This is a genomic window from Escherichia sp. E.sYA108, assembly GCF_011754335.1.
Classification (GTDB): Bacteria; Pseudomonadota; Gammaproteobacteria; order Enterobacterales; family Enterobacteriaceae; genus Escherichia; species Escherichia coli.
Map to the genome: position 1 here is coordinate 4,328,036 of NZ_JAAQVZ010000001.1, position 26,416 is coordinate 4,354,451.

At 50.2% G+C, this 26,416-nt stretch carries 22 protein-coding genes; 16 read left to right on the forward strand and 6 right to left on the reverse strand.

Annotated elements, in window-relative coordinates:
* Positions 1-103: 103 nt before the first annotated feature.
* Positions 104-1,126 (reverse strand): L-galactonate oxidoreductase, encoded by a 1,023-nt coding sequence (gene lgoD / locus HBM92_RS20745; RefSeq protein ID WP_000106049.1) that lies wholly within the window; start codon positions 1,124-1,126, stop codon positions 104-106.
* Positions 1,127-1,264: 138 nt separating this feature from the next.
* Here lgoD and HBM92_RS20750 point away from each other — a divergent pair, with 138 nt between their 5' ends.
* The gene (locus HBM92_RS20750) at positions 1,265-2,179 is read left to right on the forward strand and encodes a GntR family transcriptional regulator (RefSeq protein ID WP_000091573.1); all 915 of its coding nucleotides are present in this window, start codon (positions 1,265-1,267) and stop codon (positions 2,177-2,179) included.
* Between the two features lie 216 nt (positions 2,180-2,395).
* A complete protein-coding gene (locus tag HBM92_RS20755) occupies positions 2,396-3,757 on the forward strand; it encodes an MFS transporter (RefSeq protein ID WP_000410144.1) in 1,362 nt (453 codons plus the stop codon).
* Positions 3,758-3,805: 48 nt separating this feature from the next.
* Here the strand turns inward: HBM92_RS20755 and tsr are convergent, their stop codons facing one another.
* Complete coding sequence (gene tsr / locus HBM92_RS20760; RefSeq protein WP_000919544.1) at positions 3,806-5,470, reverse strand: methyl-accepting chemotaxis protein; 1,665 nt, start codon at positions 5,468-5,470, stop codon at positions 3,806-3,808.
* Between the two features lie 376 nt (positions 5,471-5,846).
* Here tsr and btsT point away from each other — a divergent pair, with 376 nt between their 5' ends.
* Genes btsT through yjiA form a run of 3 tightly spaced genes read left to right on the forward strand, consistent with a single transcriptional unit; the run spans position 5,847 to position 9,217 of the window.
* On the forward strand, positions 5,847-7,997 hold the full coding sequence (gene btsT / locus HBM92_RS20765) for a pyruvate/proton symporter BtsT (protein WP_001295524.1): 2,151 nt from the start codon (positions 5,847-5,849) through the stop codon (positions 7,995-7,997).
* A gap of 49 nt (positions 7,998-8,046) precedes the next feature.
* Positions 8,047-8,250: a YbdD/YjiX family protein gene (locus tag HBM92_RS20770; RefSeq protein ID WP_000467859.1), complete on the forward strand. Its 204-nt coding sequence runs from the start codon at positions 8,047-8,049 to the stop codon at positions 8,248-8,250.
* A 10-nt stretch (positions 8,251-8,260) separates the two neighbouring features.
* Complete coding sequence (gene yjiA, locus HBM92_RS20775; protein ID WP_001295745.1) at positions 8,261-9,217, forward strand: GTPase; 957 nt, start codon at positions 8,261-8,263, stop codon at positions 9,215-9,217.
* A gap of 33 nt (positions 9,218-9,250) precedes the next feature.
* On the opposite strand, the gene HBM92_RS20780 is transcribed toward yjiA, so the two are convergent.
* Positions 9,251-9,553 carry a BrnA antitoxin family protein gene (locus HBM92_RS20780; RefSeq protein WP_000063148.1) on the reverse strand — a complete coding sequence of 101 codons (303 nt, stop codon included), beginning with the start codon at positions 9,551-9,553 and terminating at the stop codon, positions 9,251-9,253.
* A complete protein-coding gene (locus tag HBM92_RS20785) occupies positions 9,540-9,827 on the reverse strand; it encodes a BrnT family toxin (RefSeq protein WP_001295743.1) in 288 nt (95 codons plus the stop codon). The genes HBM92_RS20780 and HBM92_RS20785 overlap by 14 nt, the downstream gene beginning before the upstream one ends.
* 196 nt (positions 9,828-10,023) lie before the next feature.
* Between HBM92_RS20785 and HBM92_RS20790 the strand changes: the two genes are divergently transcribed.
* The 5 genes from HBM92_RS20790 (at position 10,024) to symE (ending at position 18,078) form a co-directional block, all read left to right on the forward strand.
* Positions 10,024-11,190 carry a restriction endonuclease gene (locus HBM92_RS20790; RefSeq protein WP_000800831.1) on the forward strand — a complete coding sequence of 389 codons (1,167 nt, stop codon included), beginning with the start codon at positions 10,024-10,026 and terminating at the stop codon, positions 11,188-11,190.
* Positions 11,191-11,253: 63 nt separating this feature from the next.
* The gene (locus tag HBM92_RS20795) at positions 11,254-12,873 is read left to right on the forward strand and encodes a type I restriction-modification system subunit M (RefSeq protein WP_001029745.1); all 1,620 of its coding nucleotides are present in this window, start codon (positions 11,254-11,256) and stop codon (positions 12,871-12,873) included.
* Positions 12,863-14,167, forward strand: a complete 1,305-nt coding sequence (locus HBM92_RS20800) for a restriction endonuclease subunit S (protein WP_000535012.1) — start codon at positions 12,863-12,865, stop codon at positions 14,165-14,167. The genes HBM92_RS20795 and HBM92_RS20800 overlap by 11 nt, the downstream gene beginning before the upstream one ends.
* Positions 14,168-14,261: 94 nt before the next feature.
* Complete coding sequence (locus HBM92_RS20805; protein WP_000058884.1) at positions 14,262-17,525, forward strand: type I restriction endonuclease subunit R; 3,264 nt, start codon at positions 14,262-14,264, stop codon at positions 17,523-17,525.
* A 214-nt stretch (positions 17,526-17,739) separates the two neighbouring features.
* The gene (symE, locus tag HBM92_RS20810) at positions 17,740-18,078 is read left to right on the forward strand and encodes an endoribonuclease SymE (protein ID WP_000132599.1); all 339 of its coding nucleotides are present in this window, start codon (positions 17,740-17,742) and stop codon (positions 18,076-18,078) included.
* A 42-nt stretch (positions 18,079-18,120) separates the two neighbouring features.
* On the opposite strand, the gene HBM92_RS20815 is transcribed toward symE, so the two are convergent.
* Positions 18,121-18,285: a DUF1127 domain-containing protein gene (locus tag HBM92_RS20815; RefSeq protein ID WP_000397910.1), complete on the reverse strand. Its 165-nt coding sequence runs from the start codon at positions 18,283-18,285 to the stop codon at positions 18,121-18,123.
* Positions 18,286-18,461: 176 nt separating this feature from the next.
* On the opposite strand from HBM92_RS20815, the gene HBM92_RS20820 reads away from it, so the two are divergent.
* Positions 18,462-19,874 (forward strand): PLP-dependent aminotransferase family protein, encoded by a 1,413-nt coding sequence (locus HBM92_RS20820; RefSeq protein ID WP_000199304.1) that lies wholly within the window; start codon positions 18,462-18,464, stop codon positions 19,872-19,874.
* 242 nt (positions 19,875-20,116) lie between these two features.
* On the opposite strand, the gene HBM92_RS20825 is transcribed toward HBM92_RS20820, so the two are convergent.
* Positions 20,117-21,073: an Rpn family recombination-promoting nuclease/putative transposase gene (locus tag HBM92_RS20825; RefSeq protein WP_000181180.1), complete on the reverse strand. Its 957-nt coding sequence runs from the start codon at positions 21,071-21,073 to the stop codon at positions 20,117-20,119.
* Between the two features lie 466 nt (positions 21,074-21,539).
* On the opposite strand from HBM92_RS20825, the gene mdtM reads away from it, so the two are divergent.
* The 5 genes from mdtM (at position 21,540) to HBM92_RS20855 (ending at position 26,391) form a co-directional block, all read left to right on the forward strand.
* Entirely contained in the window at positions 21,540-22,772 is a 1,233-nt protein-coding gene (gene mdtM / locus HBM92_RS20835) for a multidrug efflux MFS transporter MdtM (RefSeq protein ID WP_001137009.1), read from the forward strand.
* Between the two features lie 40 nt (positions 22,773-22,812).
* Positions 22,813-24,093, forward strand: a complete 1,281-nt coding sequence (locus HBM92_RS20840; RefSeq protein WP_001037384.1) for a DUF445 domain-containing protein — start codon at positions 22,813-22,815, stop codon at positions 24,091-24,093.
* Between the two features lie 115 nt (positions 24,094-24,208).
* Positions 24,209-25,360 carry a double-cubane-cluster-containing anaerobic reductase gene (locus tag HBM92_RS20845; protein ID WP_001295741.1) on the forward strand — a complete coding sequence of 384 codons (1,152 nt, stop codon included), beginning with the start codon at positions 24,209-24,211 and terminating at the stop codon, positions 25,358-25,360.
* A 9-nt stretch (positions 25,361-25,369) separates the two neighbouring features.
* Entirely contained in the window at positions 25,370-26,137 is a 768-nt protein-coding gene (gene yjiL / locus HBM92_RS20850; protein WP_001295740.1) for a putative 2-hydroxyacyl-CoA dehydratase activator YjiL, read from the forward strand.
* Positions 26,134-26,391, forward strand: coding sequence for a DUF3343 domain-containing protein (locus HBM92_RS20855; protein ID WP_000666413.1), 258 nt, complete (start codon positions 26,134-26,136; stop codon positions 26,389-26,391). Before yjiL ends, HBM92_RS20855 begins: the two co-directional genes overlap by 4 nt.
* Positions 26,392-26,416 lie beyond the last annotated feature (25 nt).

Consider the following 26,416-nt stretch of genomic DNA (forward strand, 5'->3'; position numbering starts at 1 on the left):
TACACACCTTCTCCGGCCTACAAAACATCATTGAGAAACAGAAAAAAAACAGCGCCCAACACTTCCCCGGACGCTGCATGGCAACTTTAATAATCTCGCCTTATCAGAAAGTAATTACGCCTTTAATTAACTCACGATTGTTAATCACATCGCGCTCGTAGGTTTCTGCCAGCGTGGCGAACGGATAGCGATGGGTTAACATCATGTCGGCAGTGATTTTCCCTTCCGCCATAAGTCGACCGACTTTAGCGAAATCTTCCGGCGTGGCGTTGCGGCTGCCCATCATCGTCGTTTCTTTTTTATGGAATTCCGGATCGGAGAACTGCAACTCACCTTTAAACAGGCCGACAAATACCACCGTGCCGCCGTGACGAATCAGATTCACGGTGTTATTCATCGCATGTTGATTACCTGTCGCGTCGATCACTTTCTGCGCCAGCGAACCACCAAACTGCGCCCGCAGCTGCGCGTCAAAATCTTCGGCTGACGGGTCCAGCACGGGCAACTCCAGACGCGTTGCCACATGTTCACGGCGCGCCGGACTGGTATCCGCCACCACCACCTGTGCGCCATCGGCTTTAGCGATTGCCGCCGCGCCCAGACCGATTGGCCCCGCTCCGACCACCAGCACCTGCTCGCCGGGAGCAATGGCTGCGCGACGCACCGCATGAGCGCTAATAGCGAAAGGTTCAATCAATGCGGCCGCCTGCGGGTCAATACCGTCTGCGGGCAAAATGTTCGCCACCGGCACGCTCAAATACTCACTAAAACCGCCATCCTGATGCACGCCAATGACTGAAATTTTTTCACAGCAATTGGTACGCCCGCTTTTACACGCCGGGCATTGCTGACAGGCAACATAAGGGATCACAGCAACTTGCTGACCATTTTTAAGATCAGCAACATTTTTACCCAGCCCAACAACCTCCCCACATATTTCATGGCCTAAAACCCGTGGATAACTAAAAAATGGTTGATTTCCACCCCAGGCATGAATATCGGTACCGCAAATCCCGACAGACTTAATTTTTATTAATGCTTCATTGTCACCCGGAATAGGAATCTCGCGTTGTTTCCAGACTAATTCTTTCGGCTGCTGGCAAATTAAAACATTCATCGTAGACATGATTCGGCTCTCCATTTTTTGTTGCCTTAGATATCAATGAAAATGAAAAATGGCAGCGGAACGGAAAATCTGTTTTGTGAAAACACGCGCATAAAAATGTTTTAAATCGGGTTTTAATGGACTCACAAGGAGGAAAATATGAGTCGTTCACAAAATTTACGCCACAATGTGATTAACCAGGTCATTGATGATATGGCGCGGGGTCATATCCCTTCCCCACTTCCATCGCAAAGTGCGCTGGCGGAAATGTACAACATCAGCCGCACTACAGTGCGTCATATTCTCAGCCACTTACGCGAATGCGGCGTCTTAACGCAGGTTGGAAACGACTATGTTATTGCGCGTAAACCTGACCATGATGACGGTTTCGCCTGTACTACCGCTTCAATGAGTGAACAAAACAAAGTGTTTGAGCAGGCTTTTTTCACGATGATAAACCAGCGCCAGTTACGCCCAGGGGAAACTTTTTCTGAACTGCAACTGGCTCGGGCCGCGGGTGTCAGCCCGGTGGTTGTAAGAGAATATCTTTTAAAATTCGGCCGTTATAATCTTATTCAAAGCGAAAAGCGCGGCCAGTGGAGCATGAAGCAATTCGATCAATCCTACGCCGAGCAGCTGTTTGAGCTACGCGAAATGCTCGAAACACATTCACTTCAGCACTTTCTCAACCTGCCTGATCATGATCCCCGCTGGCTGCAGGCGAAAACCATGCTCGAACGTCACAGGCTACTGCGTGACAACATCGGCAATAGCTTTCGCATGTTCTCGCAACTTGACAGAGATTTTCACTCCTTACTGCTTTCAGCTGCCGACAATATCTTTTTTGAACAATCGCTTGAGATCATATCAGTCATCTTTCATTTTCACTATCAATGGGACGAAAGCGATCTTAAACAGCGCAATATCATTGCCGTCGATGAGCATATGACCATTCTCAGCGCTCTGATTTGCCGCAGTGACCTTGATGCCACCCTTGCGCTCCGTAACCATTTGAATTCAGCTAAACAATCAATGATTCGATCCATTAATGAGAACATGCGTTATGCTCATTAAGTACGGATTAAAAACAGCAAACTATTAGCGGGTGCACGGTTTTATCAAAAGATAAATACCGGAAAATTCCCGCTTACCTATGCTCACAATCAGTCGACTAAAAATGTTTTTTTGTGAGCGGTAGTAAAGTCCTAAAACTTTAACCTGCCGTTAATGTCAACCTTGCGTAATGCACAATTACGTAAACAATTAAAATTATAAATACAGGAGTCCGGCGTGGAAAAAGAAAATATCACCCTCGATCCGCGTTCTTCATTTACTCCATCTTCGTCGGCAGATATTCCCGTGCCACCAGATGGATTAGTTCAACGCAGTACCCGAATTAAACGCATTCAAACCACCGCCATGTTGTTATTATTTTTTGCGGCGGTAATCAATTATCTCGACCGCAGTTCGCTGTCGGTAGCAAATTTAACGATTCGTGAAGAATTGGGATTAAGTGCCACCGAAATCGGCGCTTTGCTCTCCGTGTTTTCACTCGCTTACGGGATTGCGCAACTTCCTTGCGGCCCACTATTGGATCGTAAAGGCCCGCGCCTGATGTTGGGACTGGGGATGTTCTTCTGGTCACTGTTCCAGGCAATGTCTGGCATGGTGCACAGCTTTACGCAGTTCGTGTTGGTGCGTATCGGTATGGGAATTGGTGAAGCGCCGATGAACCCATGCGGTGTAAAAGTCATTAACGACTGGTTCAACATCAAAGAGCGCGGACGCCCGATGGGCTTCTTCAACGCAGCTTCTACCATTGGCGTTGCCGTAAGCCCACCGATTCTGGCGGCGATGATGCTGGTGATGGGCTGGCGCGGGATGTTTATTACCATTGGTGTACTGGGGATTTTTCTCGCCATCGGCTGGTATATGCTCTATCGCAACCGCGAGCACGTAGAACTGACTGCCGTTGAACAAGCTTATCTCAATGCAGGTAGCGTCAATGCCCGCCGAGATCCGCTCAGTTTTGCCGAATGGCGCAGCTTGTTCCGTAACCGCACAATGTGGGGAATGATGCTCGGATTCAGTGGCATCAACTACACTGCGTGGCTGTATCTGGCCTGGCTTCCTGGTTACCTGCAAACAGCCTATAACCTGGATTTAAAAAGCACAGGGTTGATGGCGGCTATCCCTTTCCTGTTTGGGGCTGCCGGGATGCTGGTCAACGGTTACGTTACTGACTGGCTGGTCAAAGGGGGAATGGCTCCGATTAAAAGCCGTAAGATCTGCATTATTGCCGGGATGTTCTGTTCTGCCGCCTTTACGCTGGTCGTACCGCAAGCGACAACATCCATGACAGCGGTTCTGCTGATTGGTATGGCACTGTTCTGTATTCACTTTGCCGGAACATCCTGCTGGGGCTTGATCCACGTCGCAGTTGCTTCTCGCATGACTGCGTCGGTGGGCAGTATCCAGAACTTTGCCAGCTTCATCTGCGCCTCTTTTGCGCCGATCATTACTGGTTTTATTGTTGATACCACCCACTCATTCCGTCTGGCACTAATCATCTGCGGTTGCGTCACCGCAGCGGGGGCACTGGCGTACATCTTCCTGGTTCGTCAGCCGATCAACGACCCACGGAAAGATTAATCTCCCTATGCCCGATAACATTTTGCTTATCGGGCATTTTTATGGCGATTAAAACGTTTCCCAGTTCTCACCGCTATCTGCCACGGCCATTTTACGCGGCGCAGCTGGCATCACGGTTTTTACCACAGCCGATGTTTCACGCTGCTGTTGCTGCTGTTGCTGAATCCGGAACACTGCCACTGCTTCGGTCAGGCGACTGGCCTGCTCTTCCAGCGCGGCGGCGGCGGCGGCAGATTCTTCCACCAGCGCGGCGTTCTGTTGAGTTACCCGGTCCATCTCAGCAACCGCTAAGCCAACCTGATCGATACCACGGCTCTGCTCATCAGAAGCAGAAGCAATTTCGCCCATAATGTCCGTCACGCGGGTCACAGCACTGACAATCTCCGCCATTGTTTCCCCGGCGCTTTCGACCAGCGTAGAGCCAACATCCACTTTCCCCACCGAGTCTTCAATCAGGCTTTTAATTTCACGAGCCGCCTGGGCGCTACGCTGGGCCAGATTACGCACTTCTCCCGCAACCACCGCAAAACCACGTCCTTGCTCACCCGCACGCGCTGCTTCAACCGCCGCGTTCAAAGCCAGAATATTGGTCTGGAAGGCAATGCCGTCAATTACGCTGATAATATCGGCGATTTTCTGCGAACTGGTGGAGATATCACGCATAGTCTGCACCACGTTATCTACCACTTTGCCGCCGCGTTGCGCCGTTTCAGAAGCACTTAACGCCAGGTGGCTGGCCTGGCGCGCATTCTCGGCGTTCTGTTTCACCGTTGCGGTCAGTTGCTCCATGCTGGCTGCCGTCTCTTCCAGCGAAGCAGCCTGTTGCTCGGTGCGCGAAGAGAGATCGTTATTGCCGGTAGCGATTTCGCTGGCACCGCTATAGATGGCATTGGCCCCGTTGCGCACATCACCGACGGTACGCATCAGCTCTCCCTGCATATGGCGCAAACTCTCTGCCAGTTGCCCCATCTCATTAGAGCCATCCACCTCAATCGGTTTCACCAGATCGCCGCCTGCAATATGACGAATGCTGTCAATCAGGCGATTCATTGGCGCTACCAGCGAGGCTTTAATACCGAACCAGACGGCGAAGATGACCGCCAGTACGACGATCATCACGCCCACCAGAATCCACATCGCCTGGCTGTAGGAGGCATTGTTATCGCTGACGGCGATATCATGGAGCCGATCGTTTTGTTCCATGTAAGCCACATACTGCTTCTCGAAACCGTCCTGATATCCCTGAGTCGGCTGATCAAAGAACTCGTTGATTTTGCCTGCACCTAACAGTTGGATCAGCTCCGCCAGCGCATTGTGATAAATATCGTAATTACGTTTGATCTCTGCCGCTGCGGCGGTGCTCTGACGCGGGTCACGCGGCAACGCTTCGTAATCCGCCCAGTTTTTTTCCGCCTGTTTCAGCGAAATACTGGCACTCTGCATCAGCTCAGCAACGGTTGAACCGCTACCAATATTATTCTGATCCATCATGTAGCGGATACCCGCGCGGTTGAGGGTGTTACGCGTCTGCAACAACGCGACCCAGCTGCCATTCAGCGTGGATTGCTGCTGGCGAATGGTTTGTAAAACAGTGAAATTTTCTTTGTCATTCTTTAAGGCATTAAAGAACAGACCGCCTGATGTCAGTTGTAAAAGGCCAAAAACGGCCAAAACCAGCAGTAAGCTGGTCACAATTTTGATACGTTTTAACATGGTTTCTCTTTCCTGTGGACCGATGCAAGATTTTCGGCCTGGAAAGGAAAAACTTTATGAATATCCCGCGGAGATTACGCCGAGTAATTTTATTCACACTCTGAATTTAAAAAGCCATTATTTACATAAATTATTCACAATATAAATATGTGATATGAATCACATATTTATCGTCACTTAAACGACGCCTTTGCCGCTCAACCGCAAAACTGACCGCTTACATCCCTAAAATAACCACTCAGTTATTTACCTTACTTTACGCGCGCGTAACTCTGGCAACATCACTACAGGATAGCGGTCAATTTACCTCCTCAAACGCAACGCAAACCTAGAACGGCTTCGGCCAACTATTAATCAATACATGCCAGGTTTTACTATGGATACTAAAAAGATATTCAAGCACATACCCTGGGTGATTCTCGGAATCATCGGTGCATTCTGCCTCGCGGTAGTTGCATTACGTCGGGGGGAGCACGTCAGCGCCCTGTGGATCGTGGTCGCCTCTGTATCGGTGTATCTGGTGGCGTATCGCTACTACAGTCTGTACATCGCCCAGAAGGTGATGAAACTCGACCCCACGCGCGCGACGCCTGCGGTTATTAACAACGACGGTCTGAACTACGTTCCGACCAACCGTTACGTGTTGTTTGGTCACCACTTCGCCGCTATCGCCGGTGCTGGTCCGCTGGTGGGTCCGGTTCTCGCCGCGCAGATGGGCTACCTGCCTGGCACGCTGTGGCTGCTGGCGGGGGTCGTGCTGGCCGGTGCGGTTCAGGACTTTATGGTGCTGTTTATCTCCTCTCGCCGTAATGGCGCATCTCTTGGTGAGATGATCAAAGAAGAGATGGGACCAGTACCGGGGACTATCGCGCTGTTTGGCTGTTTCTTAATCATGATCATCATCCTCGCCGTCCTGGCGCTGATTGTGGTTAAAGCCCTGGCCGAAAGTCCGTGGGGTGTCTTCACCGTTTGCTCAACCGTACCGATTGCGCTGTTTATGGGTATCTACATGCGCTTTATTCGTCCGGGGCGTGTGGGTGAAGTCTCTGTCATTGGTATCGTGCTGCTGGTTGCCTCTATCTACTTCGGTGGCGTGATTGCTCACGATCCGTACTGGGGTCCGGCACTGACCTTTAAAGACACCACCATTACCTTCGCGCTGATTGGCTATGCGTTTGTTTCCGCACTGCTGCCGGTGTGGCTGATCCTCGCACCGCGCGACTATCTGGCAACCTTCCTGAAAATCGGCGTTATCGTCGGCCTGGCGCTGGGTATCGTGGTGCTGAACCCGGAACTGAAAATGCCTGCCATGACCCAGTACATTGACGGTACTGGCCCGCTGTGGAAAGGCGCTCTGTTCCCGTTCCTGTTCATCACCATCGCCTGTGGTGCGGTATCTGGCTTCCACGCGCTGATCTCTTCCGGTACGACGCCAAAACTGCTGGCTAATGAAACCGACGCGCGTTTCATCGGCTACGGCGCAATGCTGATGGAGTCCTTCGTGGCGATTATGGCGCTGGTTGCTGCGTCCATCATCGAACCGGGTCTTTACTTCGCGATGAACACCCCGCCTGCTGGCCTTGGCATCACCATGCCTAACCTGCATGAAATGGGTGGCGAGAACGCGCCGATCATCATGGCGCAGCTGAAAGACGTTACCGCACACGCGGCAGCGACCGTCAGCTCCTGGGGCTTCGTGATTTCGCCAGAGCAGATCCTGCAAACCGCGAAAGACATTGGTGAGCCTTCTGTCCTGAACCGTGCAGGTGGTGCGCCGACGCTGGCGGTAGGTATCGCTCACGTGTTCCACAAAGTGCTGCCGATGGCTGACATGGGCTTCTGGTATCACTTCGGTATTCTGTTCGAAGCACTGTTCATCCTGACCGCGCTGGATGCGGGTACCCGTTCTGGCCGCTTTATGCTGCAAGACCTGCTGGGTAACTTCATCCCGTTCCTGAAAAAAACCGACTCTCTGGTTGCCGGTATCATCGGTACTGCGGGCTGTGTGGGTCTGTGGGGCTACCTGCTGTATCAGGGCGTGGTCGATCCGCTGGGCGGCGTTAAGAGCCTGTGGCCGCTGTTCGGTATTTCCAACCAGATGCTGGCAGCCGTAGCGCTGGTACTGGGCACCGTTGTGCTGATTAAGATGAAGCGCACCCAATACATCTGGGTAACTGTTGTTCCGGCTGTATGGCTGCTTATCTGCACCACCTGGGCGCTGGGCCTGAAACTGTTCAGCACCAACCCGCAGATGGAAGGCTTCTTCTACATGGCAAGCCAGTACAAAGAGAAGATTGCTAACGGTACTGACCTGACGGCGCAGCAGATTGCCAACATGAACCACATCGTTGTGAACAACTACACCAACGCGGGCCTGAGTATTCTGTTCCTGATTGTGGTGTACAGCATCATCTTCTACGGTTTCAAAACGTGGCTTGCGGTGCGTAACAGCGACAAACGTACTGACAAAGAAACACCGTACGTTCCAATCCCGGAAGGCGGCGTGAAGATCTCTTCGCACCACTAACCGTGTTTAGCCCCGCTTCGGCGGGGCTTTGTTCTTATCAGAGTGAACTATGTTTGGTAACTTAGGACAGGCAAAAAAATATCTCGGCCAGGCGGCGAAGATGTTGATTGGCATTCCAGACTACGACAACTACGTCGAGCATATGAAGACCAACCATCCCGACAAGCCGTACATGAGCTATGAAGAATTCTTCCGCGAACGCCAGAATGCGCGCTACGGCGGCGATGGTAAAGGCGGTATGCGCTGTTGTTAATGGAGAGAGCATGAACCCGATTGCAGTTACCCTACTCACCGGTTTTTTAGGCGCAGGCAAAACCACCCTGCTGCGCCATATTCTTAACGAACAACACGGCTACAAGATTGCCGTGATTGAAAACGAATTCGGCGAAGTCTCCGTTGATGATCAACTGATTGGCGACCGCGCCACGCAGATCAAAACGCTGACCAACGGCTGCATCTGCTGTTCGCGCTCCAACGAGCTGGAAGACGCACTACTCGACCTGCTGGATAATCTCGACAAGGGCAATATTCAGTTCGACCGTCTGGTCATTGAATGCACCGGCATGGCCGATCCCGGCCCGATTATTCAGACCTTTTTCTCCCATGAGATTTTATGCCAGCGTTACCTGCTGGACGGCGTGATTGCGCTGGTGGATGCGGTACATGCCGATGAGCAGATGAACCAGTTCACCATCGCCCAGTCACAAGTGGGCTACGCCGACCGTATTCTGCTGACTAAAACCGACGTCGCAGGCGAAGCAGAAAAACTGCGTGAACGCCTGGCGCGCATCAACGCCCGTGCACCGGTCTACACCGTCACCCACGGCGACATCGACCTGGGCCTGCTGTTCAACACCAACGGTTTTATGCTGGAAGAGAACGTCATCAGCACCAAACCGCGTTTCCACTTTATCGCGGATAAACAAAACGATATTTCGTCGATTGTGGTGGAACTGGATTACCCGGTAGATATCAGCGAAGTTTCCCGGGTGATGGAAAACCTGCTGCTGGAATCGGCGGATAAACTGCTGCGTTACAAAGGGATGCTGTGGATTGACGGCGAACCTAACCGCCTGCTGTTCCAGGGCGTCCAGCGCCTCTACAGCGCCGACTGGGACCGCCCGTGGGGCGATGAAAAACCGCATAGCACGATGGTGTTTATCGGGATTCAGTTGCCGGAGGAAGAGATTCGGGCGGCGTTTGCGGGGTTGAGGAAGTAATTATGGATGATGGCCGCCATGTGGCGGCCTGAATTATTTTTTGTTCTGATCGCGCAGCATCGCTTCACGTAAAATTGCGTTCAGGCGAGTTTGATAGCCTTTACCAGGTCGCTTCAGCCATTCCATCACATCAGCATCAATACGCACCGAAGCCTGGGTTTTCAATGGCCGATAAAACTTACCGCGTTCTGCGTTAGACCATTGCTCATCGCTGGAAGGCGGGATATCACTGTAATCAATATCTTCGTCGAATTTATTCGCCAGTGCCTTCAGTTCGGCCTCATGCTGCACATCGAGTGTAGAGGGTGTCCCTCGTTTATGTTTAACCATGCTCATAGCGGCTCCTCTCTTTACGATCTGCTTTTCGTGCACTGATGATTCGAATAATTTCATTTCCGCTTTCGAAACGGATGGTATGCGCAACCAGAATAACCACGATACCGTGAACCAGGCCGATAGTCTGCCAGCGATACTCACCGTTTTCTATGCGATCTTGCTGTGACAAATGTTGTGGATCATCAAACACTAACACCGCATCTTCAAAGCGGATGCCATGTTTCACCCGATTACTTTTGGCCTTGTTTGCATCCCATTCAAACTCCATTGGCATAGTTGCCATCCCTAATTGTATATACAAAAATGTATCTACAATTATTCTGCAATTATAGCGTTGATGTTGGAAATAGCATCACGTTTTGGATAATCAACCATGAAATTGACAATGAGTAAGTTGGACTTGATTCATCCAATAGAATTTCTCGCCTGACATGGCACACTAAACACCTCGCTGTCGTTAAGGGATTACCGTGAAAAACTATAAAGTTATTACCCCGCTTTTTCCTACCTATGCACAGGTTAAAGCTATGATGAAAGCCGTCTCAGGCTATTCCCTGAAAGCGGTACGCAATATGATTACCGCCATTCGCGATCAAACCGGTACGCCGCAAAAACCCGTTGACTGGTCGGAACCTGACCTGTGGATCAGCGAACGCTTAACGGGCGAAGATGCCGACATCGCCCGTCGTATTTGGGATACAGATAATCACATATTGAACCCGCGCCACAGCTACGGCTGCTACTTATTCCTCAACTATCCCCAGTTTGAGCTGATGGAAAGCACGCCAGATGATACCTGGCAGCCCACCTCGCGCGGGCAAAAATTCCTGCAAGATGACGAAAAAACGCTGCGTTCACTGGATGACCAGGAAGGCATTCTGCAACTGCTTGAGCTGCTGGCTGGCCGAGAAATGTCGCGCCGCGCCGATTTATTGCCGGAATGGCAGGCCTTTTTGCATCAGCATTCGAAATTCGCGTCTGCAAGTTCAGTGAAAAGCACGCTCTACTCCCGTCTCTATAACCTTATTGACCGTGGCATGGTTACTCGCGAAGGTATGAGCTATTGCATCACCGATACCGGACGCGCCTGGCTTGGAAAAGCGTTGCCAGCACGAAAAAGCGATCCGCGTAAAGAGCTGCTGGAAGCGGTGAAACGCTACAACGAGCAGCAAAAAGAGCTGCTGCGCGAACAAATCAGCACAATGAACCCGTACAAATTTGAACAACTGGTCGGTCAATTACTGGAAGCAATGGGCTACGAGCAGGTCGAAGTGACCAAAGCCTCAGGCGATAAAGGTGTGGACGTGATTGGTCAGGTGCAGGTCGGCATCACCACTATTACCGAAGTGGTGCAGGTCAAAAGAATGCAGAACACCATCACTCGACCGTATATCGACCAGTTGCGCGGAGCGTTGCCTTACCACAAGGCCATTCGCGGTACGCTCATCACCACCGGGAAATTTGCAGCGAAATGTGCAGAAGCGGCGCTCTTTCCGGGGGCCGCGCCCATTACGCTTATCGACGGCGATCGCTTACTGGAACTGTTAATCGAAAATAACGTCGGCATTCGCCGCAGCAATGCAGTGGAATTGCTGGATGTGGATTTGCAGTTGTTTGATGAGCTGGAGATGGATTAAAGGGCGAAATCCGCCGCCTCAACCATTACAATAGCGACCCAATTTATCTGAACAGAGTTCATCATGGCCAAAGCACCAACTAAAAAAGCCAAAGCAAAAAAAGGCTTTGAAGAAACATTATGGGATACCGCAAACCAACTTCGCGGTAGCGTTGAGTCCTCCGAATACAAGCACGTGGTGTTAAGCCTCGTGTTCCTGAAATTCATCAGCGATAAGTTTGAAGCACGCCGCAAAAAAATGATTGCCGATGGGCAAGCTGACTTCCTTGAGATGGAAGTGTTCTACCAGCAGGACAACATTTTCTACCTGCCGGAAGAGGCGCGCTGGTCGTTTATCAAACAAAATGCCAAACAGGACGATATTGCGGTTCGTATTGACACCGCCCTCTCGACAATTGAGAAACGTAACCCAACCCTGAAAGGCGCGCTGCCAGACAACTACTTCAGCCGTCAGAATCTGGAAACCAAAAAACTGGCGTCACTGATTGATACCATCGACAACATCGAAACGCTGGCACACGAAACTGACGTTGAAACGTTGTCGAAAGAAGACCTGGTCGGACGCGTTTACGAATACTTCCTCGGTAAGTTTGCCGCAACCGAAGGCAAAGGCGGTGGAGAGTTCTACACGCCCAAATGTGTGGTCACGCTGTTAACTGAAATGCTCGAACCCTTCCAGGGCAAAATTTATGACCCGTGCTGCGGCTCGGCAGGGATGTTCGTGCAGTCGGTGAAGTTCGTCGAGAGCCATCAGGGTAAAAGCCGTGATATCGCGCTGTATGGTCAGGAACTGACAGCCACGACGTATAAACTGGCAAAAATGAACCTCGCCATTCGCGGTCTTTCAGCTAACCTCGGCGAACGCCCGGCAAACACTTTCTTTAGCGACCAGCACCCGGACCTGAAAGCCGACTACATTCTGGCGAACCCGCCGTTCAACCTGAAAGACTGGCGCAATGAAGCCGAATTAACCGAAGATCCACGCTTTGCCGGTTATCGTATGCCGCCAACCGGTAACGCCAACTACGGCTGGATTTTGCATATGCTCTCCAAGCTGTCGGCTAACGGCACAGCAGGTTTTGTGCTGGCAAACGGTTCGATGAGTTCTAACACCAGCGGTGAAGGCGAGATCCGTGCACAGATGATCGAAAATGATCTGATTGACTGCATGATCGCCCTACCTGGACAGTTGTTCTACACCACGCAGATCCCGGTGTGTTTATGGTTTATGACCAAATCGAAGGCTGCCGACCCGGCCAAAGGTTATCGTGATCGTCAGGGCGAGACGCTGTTTATTGATGCGCGTAACCTCGGCACCATGATTAGCCGCACAACTAAAGAGTTAACGGCGGAAGATATTGCCACAATCGCCGATACCTACCATGCCTGGCGCAGCACGCCGGAAGAACTGGCTGCACGGATTGCGCGTGGTGACAGCAAGCTGGAAAAATATGAAGACCAGGCAGGCTTCTGCAAAGTTGCGACCCTGCAAGATATTAAAGATAACGACTACGTTCTGACACCGGGCCGCTATGTGGGTGCAGCCGAGCAGGAAGAAGACGGCGTGGCATTTGAGACCAAAATGCGTGAATTGTCGAAGACGTTGTTTGAGCAGATGAAGCAGGCGGAAGAACTGGATCGTGCGATTCGCCAGAATCTGGAGGCGCTGGGTTATGGGGAGTAAGTGGTGTATATATCGCTTAGGTGATATAGCTGAATTTTCATACGGAAAAATGCCTAAAAAGGAGTTTGTTGGTACAGGTGACTATGTCATTTTTTCAGGATATAAATACACAGAAAGCTACCCTGAAAAAAATACTTCGGCAGGTGAGTTAATTGTTGTTGCCCGAGGTGTTGGTGGAACTGGCGATGTTAAAATAACGACTAGAGATTGTTATTTAACAAATTTGTCCATTAAAATAAATTTGGATGAAACAAAAGTAAGAAAAGAATATTTTTATTATCTGTTTCTACAGAGTAATTTACGATATCTTGATAGCGGTTCTGCTCAAAGCCAAATAACCATCAATGATCTAGCGAATGTAGAAATATCTGCTCCTTCGCTAAATGTTCAAGATTTAATAGTCAAGAGTCTCAAAGCTTTTGATGACAAAATCACAACACTTTCATCCATGAACCAAACCTTGGAACAAATGTCCCAAACCCTGTTCAAATCCTGGTTTGTGGATTTTGATCCAGTGATTGATAACGCTCTGGATGCAGGAAATCCAATCCCGGAAGCCCTGCAAACTCGCGCCAAATTGCGTCAAAAAGTACGTAATAGTGCAGATTTTAAACCGCTTCCGGCGGAAATTCGCTCGCTTTTCCCAAGTGAATTTGAAGAAACGGAGTTGGGTTGGGTGCCAAAGGGGTGGAAAGAAGGGACGCTTCCAGAGATAGCTTTTATAAACTCCACATCGTGGACTAATAAAAATCAACCAGATTATATCAATTATGTAGATCTCTCTAATGCGAAAGATGGCAGAATATACTCAATTGAAAAATTATCATTTAATGATGCTCCAAGTCGAGCTCGAAGAATATTAAAAAAAGATGATCTGATTTTTGGCCTTGTCAGACCTGCTAACAGATCATTTGCATATGTACATGTTGATGGTCTAACGGGTAGCACAGGCTTTGCCGTTATTAGAGCCCAAAAGACGATATATAAAAATTTCATTTATTACTTTGTGACCTATGATAAAAATATAGAAGAACTAGCGAGAATTGCTGATGGTGGAGCATATCCTGCTATAAAACCTGATGATATTTGTACATTACCTCTAATTATTCCATCAATAAATATAATTGAGAAATTTGATGAATTAACAAGCAATTTCAGAGAGATGATGAATAACTCATTAATTCAAAACGAATATCTCACCAACCTCCGAGGCACCTTGCTCCCGAAACTCATCTCCGGCGAGCTATCCCTGGAAGATCTTCCGGATCTCACCACCGATACAGAAGCCGCATAACGCATTTTGCCCCTGTAAAATCAGGGGCTTTCTGGTAAGGTTTTCTACTGATACGGGAATGCTTACCAGAAATTAGCCAGGGTTGGAGCGCGATATGAGTCTCTCTTTCAGTGAAGCAAAATTAGAACAAGCGATCATTGAACTGTTACAGGATCAGGGATATCAACACCTGATCGGCGATAATGTCCCACGTTCGAGCCTCGATCAGGTCATTATCGAAGACGATCTCCGTCATTATTTAGCGGCACGCTACCAGCCTGATGGCATTACTGAAGAAGAGATTCAGCGACTGATCAAACAGTTCACCACGCTTCCGGCCTCCGATCTTTATGAAAGCAACAAAACATTTTGTCGCTGGCTGGCAAATGGTTTTCTGTTCAAACGCGACGATCGGCAACAAAAAGATCTCTATATTGAATTGCTCGACACCCGGCATCTACCTGCCGCACTGCGCCAGATATTTGACGCCGAAGATGTCCCGTTGCAACAGGCGGCGGAACTCCCGCCTTCCTATATGAATCCGCCGCTTAACCGGATTAAGATTGTTAACCAGCTTAAAATCTCCGGCAAAGATAATCAGACTCGTATTCCTGACGGCATTCTCTATATCAATGGTCTGCCATTGGTCGTCTTTGAATTTAAAAGTGCGGTGCGCGAGCAGGAAGCCAGTATTGGCGATGCCTGGAAGCAGCTCTGTAAACGCTATCGCCGGGATATTCCGCAACTGTTTATCTACAACGCGCTCTGCATTATTAGCGATGGCGTAAATAACCGGATGGGCAACCTGTTTGCGCCCTATGAATACTTTTACTCATGGCGCAAAGTCACCGGTAATGAAAACCGTGAACAGGACGGAATTCCATCATTGCACTCAATGATTCAGGGGCTGTTTCATCCGGTACGTCTGCTGGATGTGATTAAAAACTTTATCTGCTTCCCGGATAAAGCCAAGCACGAAGTAAAAATTTGCTGCCGATATCCGCAGTACTATGCCGCCCGCAAACTCTATTACAGCATCAAGCAAGCGCGTAAACCTTTCGGTAGCGGTAAAGGCGGCACTTACTTTGGCGCAACGGGCTGTGGTAAAAGTTACACCATGCAATTTTTAACGCGTCTTTTGATGAAGAGCGTGGAGTTTGCCAGCCCGACCATTGTTTTGATCACCGACCGCACCGATCTGGACGATCAGCTTTCTGCGCAAATGTGCAACGCCAAAAATTACATTGGCGACGACACCATCGTTCCCGTTACCAGCCGTGAAGATTTGCGTAATCAACTGGCAGGACGCAATAGTGGCGGAGTCTTTCTGACAACGATCCATAAATTCACCGAAGACACCGAACTCCTTTCTGAACGCAACAATATCATTTGCATCTCGGACGAAGCACATCGTAGCCAGGTTAACCTCGACCAGAAAGTCATCGTTGATAAAGAAAGCGGAAAAGTGCGCAAAACGTATGGCTTTGCGAAATACCTGCACGATTCACTGCCAAACGCCACCTATGTTGGCTTTACCGGCACACCGATTGACGCGACGCTCGATGTCTTCGGTGAGGTGATCGACAGTTACACCATGACCGAATCCGTTCAGGATGAAATCACTGTACGCATCGTGTACGAAGGCCGTGCGGCTAAAGTGATCCTGGACTCCAGCAAACTGGAAGAAGTCGAAAAGTATTACGAAGAGTGCGCAAACGCAGGCACCAATGAGTGGCAAATCGACGAAAGCAAAAAAGCCACCGCCACCATGAATGCGGTTCTGGGTGATGAAGATCGGTTAAAAGCCCTCGCAGAAGATTTTGCCAAACATTATGAAAAACGCGTAGCCGAAGGTTCCACCGTAAAAGGCAAAGCCATGTTTGTTTGTGCCAGCCGTGAAATTGCCTGGGATTTCTACCGTCAGCTTAAAGCTATTCGCCCTGCCTGGTTTGAAGTGAAGCAAGCACCCGATGGCGTCGTCCTGACGGAACAGGAGCAGAAAGAGTTACCGCCTTCAGAAATGGTGAAGATGGTCATGACGCGCGGTAAAGATGACGACGAGGCGCTTTATGATTTACTGGGCACAAAAGAATATCGCAAAGAGCTGGATAAGCAGTTCAAAAACGCTAAATCGAATTTCAAAATTGCCATTGTTGTTGATATGTGGCTGACCGGTTTCGACGTCCCGGAACTGGATACCATCTATATTGATAAACCCTTACAAAAACATAATCTTATCCAGACTATTTCTCGCGTTAACCGTAAACTGGAAGGCAAAAGTAAAGGGTTAGTGGTGGACTACATCGGCATTAAAAGTCAGATGAACCAGGCACTGGCAATGTATTCCCGCATTGATGCCACCAACTTTGAAGATATTCAGCAATCGGTAATAGAAGTTAAAAACCATCTCGATTTGTTGGGGCAAGTCTTTTACGAATTTGACAGTCGGGATTATTTTAGTGGTGAGCCACAAGCGCAATTATCCTGCCTCAACCGCGCGGCGGAATTTGTTCTGCGTACCCAGAAAGTTGAACGTCGTTTTATGGGACTGGTTAAACGCATGAAAGCCGCCTACGACGTCTGCTGCGGCAGCGAAGCATTATCACAGACAGAACGTGACTATATTCACTATTATCTTGCTGTTCGTTCAATTGTTTTCAAACTGACGAAAGGTGACGCACCGGATGTTACCCAGATGAATGCACGCGTTCGTGAAATGATTGCAGAAGCGTTAAAAGCTGATGGCGTAGAAGAAATTTATTTTCTTGGCGATAAAAAAGCGGAATCCATCGATATTTTTGACGAAGATTATCTGGCGCGAATTAACAAGATCAAACTTCCGGCAACGAAGATCCAGTTATTACAAAAATTACTGGAAAAAGCGATCAGCGACTTCAAGAAAGTGAACCAGTTGCAAGGGATTAACTTCACCCGCCGCTTCCAGGCGATTATAGATCGTTATAATGAGCGGCGAGAAGATGATGTACTCAACGGTGAAGAATTCGATACATTCAGTCAGGAAATGACCGATATTATCTATGATATTAAAACCGAAATGGGCACCTGGGCCGATTTAGGCATTGATATTGAAGAAAAAGCCTTTTTCGACATTCTTGCTCATATGCGCGATAAATATCAGTTCACCTATGACGATGAAAAAATGCTGTCACTGGCAAAAGAGATGAAAAGCGTGGTTGACAACACATCTAAATATCCTGACTGGAGTAAACGCGATGATATTAAAGCGAAACTGAAAGTTGAACTTATTCTGCTTCTACACAAGCATAAGTTCCCGCCAGTAGCGAATGATGATGTTTATATGGGTGTGCTGGCACAGGCAGAGAATTTTAAAGAACACCATATGAGTTCTTTAAATTAATTATGAAGGCCGGATACACTTTGTTATCCGGCCATTCTGAATTAACGTTAATTTCCCTTCCAGATCTTTCCAGTAATGCTTTTATTATTTTCTATTTTTAGCTGGACTTTTCCCATATTTACTGATGATATATCCAGGTATTTAGCGCGATGCGGATGTGTTGGCGCACACCCGCACCGCTCATCACAATCACTATTTATAGGGAATAGCAGTTATGACTGACACGCATTCTATTGCACTACCGTTTGAAGCAGAAGTCTCCCCGGCAAATAACCGTCAATTAACCGTGAGTTATGCGAGCCGCTACCCGGATTACAGCCGTATTCCCGCCATCACCCTGAAAGGTCAGTGGCTGGAAACCGCCGGTTTTGCCACCGGCACGGCGGTAGATGTCAAAGTGATGGAAGGCTGTATTGTCCTCACCGCCCAACCACCCGCCATCGAAGAGAGCGAACTGATGCAGTCACTGCGCCAGGTGTGCAAACTGTCGGTGCGTAAACAAAGGCAGGTGCAGGAGTTTATTGGGGTGATTAGTAGCAAAACGCCACGCTAAGTTTCTCTCCCCTTCCCCACACGGGAAGGGGAATTTTCCCCCTCACTCCACATCCTCCCTGCGTAACCCAATATCCCTCAACCGCTCATCACTCATCTGCTGTAACACTCGTCGGGTCTGCATTTGCCGCCGCCAACGCCTCACCGCCTGCCAGAGTTGCACAAGTCTGATAAACGGCGTTTTGGCTTTGTTTTCGTAAAATTCCATCTGCTGCCTCCTCATCTTTCAGAGGCTTCATCATCCGTCTTCTGGCAGTTCACAATACAGATGCAAATATTAGTTTTATTTAACATACAGACAGATTAAAACAGCATCTGCATCCGGTTTTTTAGCCTCATCTGTACCGGTTTTTCTCTCTGTATGGTCCAAATAAGGAATACAGCATGACGCGTTATCAACATCTGGCGACTCTACTTGCCGAGCGGATTGAGCAGGGGCTGTATCGTCACGGGGAGAAATTGCCGTCGGTGCGCAGCTTAAGTCAGGAGCACGGCGTCAGCATCAGCACCGTGCAGCAGGCGTACCAGACGCTGGAAACGATGAAGCTCATCACTCCGCAGCCGCGTTCGGGGTATTTTGTCGCACAACGTAAAGCCCAGCCGCCAGTGCCGCCGATGACGCGTCCGGTGCAGCGCCCGGTGGAAATTACCCAGTGGGATCAGGTACTGGATATGCTGGAGGCGCATAGCGACAGTTCCATTGTTCCGTTAAGCAAAAGCACGCCGGATGTCGAAACGCCCAGCCTGAAACCGCTGTGGCGGGAGCTAAGCCGGGTGGTGCAGCATAATCTGCAAACCGTTCTCGGTTATGACTTGTTAGCCGGTCAGCGAGTGTTGCGAGAGCAGATTGCCCGCCTGATGCTCGACAGCGGCTCGGTAGTCACCGCCGATGACATCATCATTACCAGCGGCTGCCATAACTCGATGTCGCTGGCGTTAATGGCGGTGTGTAAACCGGGCGATATTGTCGCGGTCGAATCCCCCTGTTATTACGGTTCGATGCAGATGCTGCGTGGCATGGGCGTGAAAGTGATTGAAATCCCAACCGATCCAGAAACAGGCATCAGCGTTGAAGCGCTGGAACTGGCGCTGGAGCAGTGGCCGATTAAAGGCATCATTCTGGTGCCAAACTGTAATAATCCGCTGGGATTTATTATGCCGGACGCGCGCAAACGGGCCGTTCTCTCTCTCGCTCAGCGTCATGATATTGTGATTTTTGAAGATGATGTCTACGGTGAACTGGCAACGGAGTATCCGCGCCCGCGGACCATTCATTCCTGGGATATCGACGGGCGAGTGCTGCTGTGCGGCTCGTTCAGTAAAAGTATTGCACCTGGCCTGCGCGTGGGCTGGGTCGCACCGGGGCGCTATCACGATAAACTGCTGCATATGAAATATGCCATCAGCAGCTTTAATGTGCCGTCCACGCAAATGGCGGCGGCAACGTTTGTGCTGGAAGGTCACTATCATCGCCATATCCGGCGGATGCGGCAGATCTATCAGCGCAATCTGGCACTTTATACCTGCTGGATACGGGAATATTTTCCCTGCGAAATCTGTATTACGCGCCCGAAAGGCGGATTTTTACTGTGGATAGAATTGCCTGAACAGGTCGATATGGTCTGCGTCGCGCGGCAGCTGTGCCGCATGAAAATCCAGGTGGCGGCAGGCTCGATTTTCTCGGCTTCCGGCAAATACCGTAATTGTCTGCGCACCAACTGCGCTTTGCCGCTCAGCGAAACCTATCGCGAAGCACTGAAGCAAATTGGCGAGGCCGTGTATCGGGCAATGGAATAAATTCGACATAGTGGCGAAGCGCCTGATTTACTCTCACGAATAGAGTGTGACTCGTTTTATCTTTGCAGGGTAATCGCCACGTTCCAGCATGGCTTAGGCAAAGTGCGCTTTGTTCATACCGGATGCGATGTGAACGCCTTACCAGGTCTACAAAATCTTTAAAGTTAAATATATTTAATGGGTTATGTAGACCTGATAAGCGTAGCGCATCAGGCTGCTTTGCGTTTGTCATCAGTCTCTGATTAGTACTCGATCCATGGATCGCGCTTGCTTTCAGGCAAGGGCTGATCTAATGCCTGCATTTGCTCTGCCGAAAGTCCGGTATATCGTTGTATCCATTCAGGATCCGCCCCATTCTGCAACAACAATCGGAGGAGGCTCTTTTCCCCTTCTTCTTTCCCTTCTTTCCTCCCCCTCTCCCTTCCCAACAGCCATCCATCATTATGAATTCGCTCTGCAATCGTCATTATTCGCTCCCTGTGTTGTGGCATTCGACGGATAAGTTCGCTGATAAACTCATTAAAACGCGCTTCATCGCCAGTCAGTAAAATGTAATTTAACAGCGCGGTTATCTGGCTGTCATTAGCGCACCCTGTAACCAGTAATACTGCCAGTTGATCAATAAGCCCCATTAGATCGCGCTGGCGAATATGCTTTTGGATCAACTCCAGCAGGGCGACTCTGCGATGCTGCACAATCTCGTCGTCTGGCACGACAGTGACATCCACCAGCGGGAACGCTGCGGTATAAAGCTTCCGTGCGGTAGCCGGGTCGGCAAATTCATCCAGCCAGCACAAAGACCAGGGGTAAGGACTACGGCTACCGTGATAAAACAGCATCGGGATGACCAGCGGTAGCGGCCGGCGTTTATCATGCTCGATATGGCGCTGCATCACCGCCATGGAATATCGCATCAGGCGAAAGGCCATATGGATATCCTCGCGGCTCTGATGTTCAATCACCACATAAATATAGCCATCTCCTTCGCGGGTCTTTACCGACCACAGAATATCGGAATGTAGCGCCCGCAATTTTTCATCGACAAAGCTGGCGTATTCCAGTTTTAAGCTGTCGAGATCGCACAGTTCACGTAAATCTTTGGGTAAGTGGATCTCCATAAAATCCCGCGCGGTGTCAGGGTGGGTGAGAAAAGATTTAAATAATGCGTCATGCGGCGTGCTGGTCGTGAAGTTTGTCATGGCGATCCGTCACCTGTAGATAAGATGGCCCGACTGTAGCGACTAACAAAACCATTCTCACCCGGCAATTTCTCGTTCCCCGAGGTGCTTTCCAGGCTATTTTTGTTCCTCTGCAAACGATACATTTTTCCGGAAACAGGCTCGCATTTTACATTTCCTGTACCCGGCAGATATTCCCCTTTCCACCGCACTCTTTTGATTAACCGCAAATTTTAATTACACTTAAGGTGTATATTTTCTATGCAACCCATCAATTCAAGAGGTGTAATGTGCTGATGACTATTTGTAATCGTTATACATTCTGACCTGGAGTCAGAAGGTATTTCTCTGTCTGTATGTTCACAGGCAGTGTGGTTGATTACATGAAATTCAGTACATTTGCCCGTCTCGCCTGCCTTTCGTCATTACCGACGGTATTGAATTTCGTTTTCCCCATTGGGATTCTCCGGACAAGGAGTTGTTTGTTATGCCACGTTTTTTTGCCCGCCATGCCGCCACGCTGTTTTTCCCGATGGCGTTGATTTTGTATGACTTTGCTGCGTATCTGTCGACGGACCTGATCCAGCCAGGGATCATTAATGTGGTCCGTGATTTTAATGCCGATGTCAGTCTGGCCCCGGCTGCCGTCAGTCTCTATCTCGCTGGAGGCATGGCATTGCAGTGGCTGCTGGGGCCGCTTTCCGACAGGATTGGCCGCAGGCCGGTGCTGATTACCGGGGCGTTAATTTTTACCCTTGCCTGCGCCGCGACAATGTTCACCACGTCAATGACACAATTTCTTATCGCGCGTGCAATTCAGGGCACCAGTATCTGTTTTATTGCCACCGTTGGTTATGTCACGGTGCAGGAGGCGTTCGGACAGACAAAAGGGATCAAGTTGATGGCGATTATCACCTCCATCGTACTGATTGCGCCGATTATTGGCCCGCTTTCCGGCGCAGCTCTGATGCACTTTGTGCACTGGAAAGTCCTTTTTGCCATCATTGCGGTTATGGGTTTTATCTCATTTGTCGGCTTGCTGCTGGCGATGCCAGAGACGGTGAAGCGCGGCGCGGTTCCGTTTAGCGCCAAAAGCGTCTTGCGCGATTTTCGCAATGTCTTTTGCAACCGGCTGTTCCTCTTTGGCGCGGCAACCATCGCCCTCAGCTATATCCCAATGATGAGCTGGGTGGCTGTCTCGCCGGTGATCCTGATCGATGCGGGCGGCTTAACAACTTCGCAGTTCGCCTGGACGCAGGTTCCGGTATTCGGCGCGGTGATTGTCGCCAACACCATCGTGGCGCGATTTATCAAAGATCCGACCGAACCGCGGTTTATCTGGCGTGCCGTGCCCATTCAACTGGCCGGCCTCGCACTGTTGATTGTCGGCAATTTGCTGTCGCCACACGTCTGGCAGTGGTCGGTGCTCGGCACCAGTCTGTATGCTTTCGGGATTGGTTTAATCTTCCCGACCTTATTCCGCTTTACGCTGTTTTCCAATAACTTACCGAAAGGGACCGTCTCCGCATCACTGAATATGGTGATCCTGATGGTGATGTCTGTCTCGGTCGAAATCGGCCGCTGGCTGTGGTTTAACGGCGGTCGCTTGCCGTTTCATCTGTTAGCCGTCGTAGCGGGCGTTATCGTCGTTTTCACCCTGGCGGGATTGCTCAATCGCGTGCGCCAGCATCAGGCTGCCGAGCTGGCGGAGGAGCGGTGATTTTTGCGCGATCCTGCCGTCAGGCTCTATTCTTAACGTTATGAATAAACTCATTGAACTCAGACGCGCCAAAATGTTGGCGCTCTCTTTACTGCTTATCGCCGCTGCTACCTTTGTCGTTACGCTGTTTTTGCCACCCAATTTTTGGGTGAGCGGCGTGAAGGCGATTGCTGAAGCGGCGATGGTCGGCGCGCTGGCGGACTGGTTTGCGGTGGTGGCGCTGTTTCGCCGCGTGCCGATTCCGATCATTTCTCGTCATACGGCGATTATCCCGCGTAATAAAGACCGGATTGGCGAAAATCTCGGTCAGTTCGTGCAGGAAAAATTTCTCGATACCCAATCGCTGGTGGCATTGATTCGACGTCACGAACCGGCGTTGTTGATTGGCAACTGGTTTAGTCAGCCAGAAAACGCCCGCCGCGTTGGTCAGCATCTGTTGCAGATCATGAGTGGTTTTCTTGAACTGACCGATGATGCGCGTATTCAGCGCCTGCTTAAGCGCGCAGTCCATCGGGCGATTGATAAGGTCGATCTTTCCGGCACCAGTGCGTTGATGCTGGAGAGTATGACCAAAAACGATCGTCATCAGGTGCTGCTGGATACGCTGATCGCACAGTTGATCGCCCTTCTCCAGCGCGATAAATCGCGCAAGTTTATCGCCCAGCAGATTGTTCGCTGGCTGGAGAGTGAGCATCCACTGAAAGCCAAAATTTTGCCCACTGAATGGCTGGGCGAACATAGCGCGGAGTTGGTTTCTGACGCGGTGAATTCTTTGCTTGATGATATTAGTCGCGATCGTGCGCATCAGATCCGCCATGCGTTTGATCGCGCCACCTTTGCCCTGATCGACAAGCTGAAAAACGATCCTGAAATGGCAGCGCGAACCGATGCCGTAAAAAGCTATCTGAAAGAAGATGAAGCTTTTAACCGCTATCTCAGTGAATTGTGGGGGGATTTACGGGAATGGCTGAAAGCGGATATCAACAGTGAAGATTCTCGTGTGAAAGAACGCATCGCACGAGCGGGTCAATGGTTTGGCGAAACGTTAATTGCCGATGATGCCTTGCGGGCGTCGTTAAATGGTCATCTTGAACAAGCCGCGCACCACGTCGCGCCTGAGTTTTCCGCATTCCTGACGCGCCACATCAGCGATACGGTAAAAAGCTGGGATGCGCGGGATATGTCGCGGCAAATAGAATTAAATATCGGCAAAGATCTGCAGTTTATTCGTGTTAACGGTACGCTGGTTGGCGGATGTATTGGGCTGATTTTGTATTTGCTGTCGCAGCTCCCGGCTTTGTTCCCCCTCGGCAATTTTTAGAAATCCATGAAAAACTAAGTGGCTAACCGCGAGAGAGATCAAATAAACCGCACTAAAAGAATGGTAATAATGTGGCTTCTTTTCATTATCTCCCGTGGTACGGGGAAGGAAAATCATGTCACTTGTCACCGATCTACCCGCCATTTTCGATCAGTTCTCTGAAGCTCGCCAGAAAGGCTTTCTCACCGTCATGGATCTCAAGGAGCGCGGCATTCCGCTGGTTGGTACCTACTGTACTTTTATGCCGCAAGAGATCCCAATGGCAGCCGGTGCGGTTGTGGTTTCACTCTGTTCCACCTCTGATGAAACCATTGAAGAAGCGGAAAAAGACCTGCCGCGCAATCTCTGCCCGCTGATTAAAAGCAGCTACGGCTTCGGCAAAACCGATAAATGCCCCTACTTCTACTTTTCTGATCTGGTGGTCGGTGAAACCACCTGCGACGGCAAAAAGAAAATGTATGAATACATGGCGGAATTTAAGCCCGTTCATGTGATGCAACTGCCAAACAGCGTTAAGGACGATGCCTCACGCGCGTTATGGAAAGCCGAGATGCTGCGCTTGCATAAAACGGTAGAAGAACGTTTTGGGCACGAGATTAGCGAAGATGCTCTACGCGATGCCATTGTGCTGAAAAACCGCGAACGTCGCGCACTGGCCAACTTTTATCATTTGGGGCAGTTAAATCCTCCGGCGCTTAGCGGCAGCGACATTCTGAAAGTAGTCTACGGCGCAACCTTCCGGTTCGATAAAGAGGCGTTGATCAATGAACTGGATGCAATGACCGCCCGCGTTCGTCAGCAGTGGGAAGAAGGCCAGCGACTGGACCCGCGTCCGCGCATTTTAATCACCGGCTGCCCAATTGGCGGCGCAGCAGAGAAAGTGGTGCGCGCAATTGAAGAGAATGGCGGCTGGGTTGTCGGTTATGAAAACTGCACCGGGGCGAAAGCGACCGAGCAATGCGTGGCAGAAACGGGCGATGTCTACGACGCGCTGGCGGATAAATATCTGGCGATTGGCTGCTCCTGTGTTTCGCCGAACGATCAGCGCCTGCAAATGCTCAGCCAGATGGTTGAAGAATATCAGGTCGATGGCGTAGTTGATGTGATTTTGCAGGCGTGCCATACCTACGCGGTGGAATCGCTGGCGATTAAACGTCATGTGCGTCATCAGCACAACATTCCTTATATCGCTATTGAAACAGACTACTCCACCTCAGATATCGGGCAGCTCAGCACCCGTGTCGCGGCCTTTATTGAGATGCTGTAAGGAGTGGCAGTGGCATATTCGATTGGCATTGATTCCGGCTCAACCGCCACCAAAGGGATCTTACTGGCAGACGGCGTGATTACGCGCCGTTTCCTCGTTCCAACACCCTTTCGCCCGGCAACAGCAATTACTGAAGCCTGGGAAACTCTGCGCGAAGGGTTAGAAACAACGCCGTTTCTGACGCTCACCGGCTACGGACGGCAACTGGTGGATTTTGCCGATAAACAGGTGACGGAAATCTCCTGTCACGGGCTGGGCGCACGGTTTCTTGCGCCAGCAACGCGCGCAGTAATCGACATCGGTGGTCAGGACAGCAAAGTGATTCAGCTTGATGATGACGGTAACCTGTGCGATTTCCTGATGAATGACAAATGCGCGGCGGGCACCGGGCGTTTCCTGGAGGTGATCTCGCGCACGCTTGGCACCAGCGTCGAGCAACTCGACAGCATTACCGAAAATGTCATACCGCACGCCATCACGAGTATGTGCACAGTGTTTGCTGAATCAGAAGTGATCAGCCTGCGCTCTGCGGGCGTAGCGCCAGAAGCGATTCTCGCCGGAGTGATTAACGCGATGGCGCGGCGGAGCGCCAATTTCATTGCTCGTCTCTCCTGTGAAGCGCCGATTCTGTTTACTGGTGGCGTTAGCCACTGTCAAAGGTTTACCCACATGCTGGAAAGCCATCTGGGAATGCCGGTACAAACTCACCCTGATGCGCAATTCGCTGGTGCAATTGGCGCGGCGGTGATCGGTCAGCGGCAGAGAAAACGCGCATGAAAGAGTATCTGTTTTTATTTCACTCCACGGTCGGCGTCATACAAACCCGCAAGGCGTTGCAGGCAGCGGGCATGACTTTTCGCGTCAGCGATATTCCCCGTGATTTACGCGGCGGCTGCGGGTTATGCATTTGGCTGACCTGTCCGCCTGGCGAGGAAATTCAATGGGTGATCCCTGGGCATACGGAATCAGTTTATTGTCAGCAGGATGGTGGCTGGCGCTGCATTGCACATTACGGGATTTCTCCGCGTTAAGGATTCATTAAGATCGCTACGTATA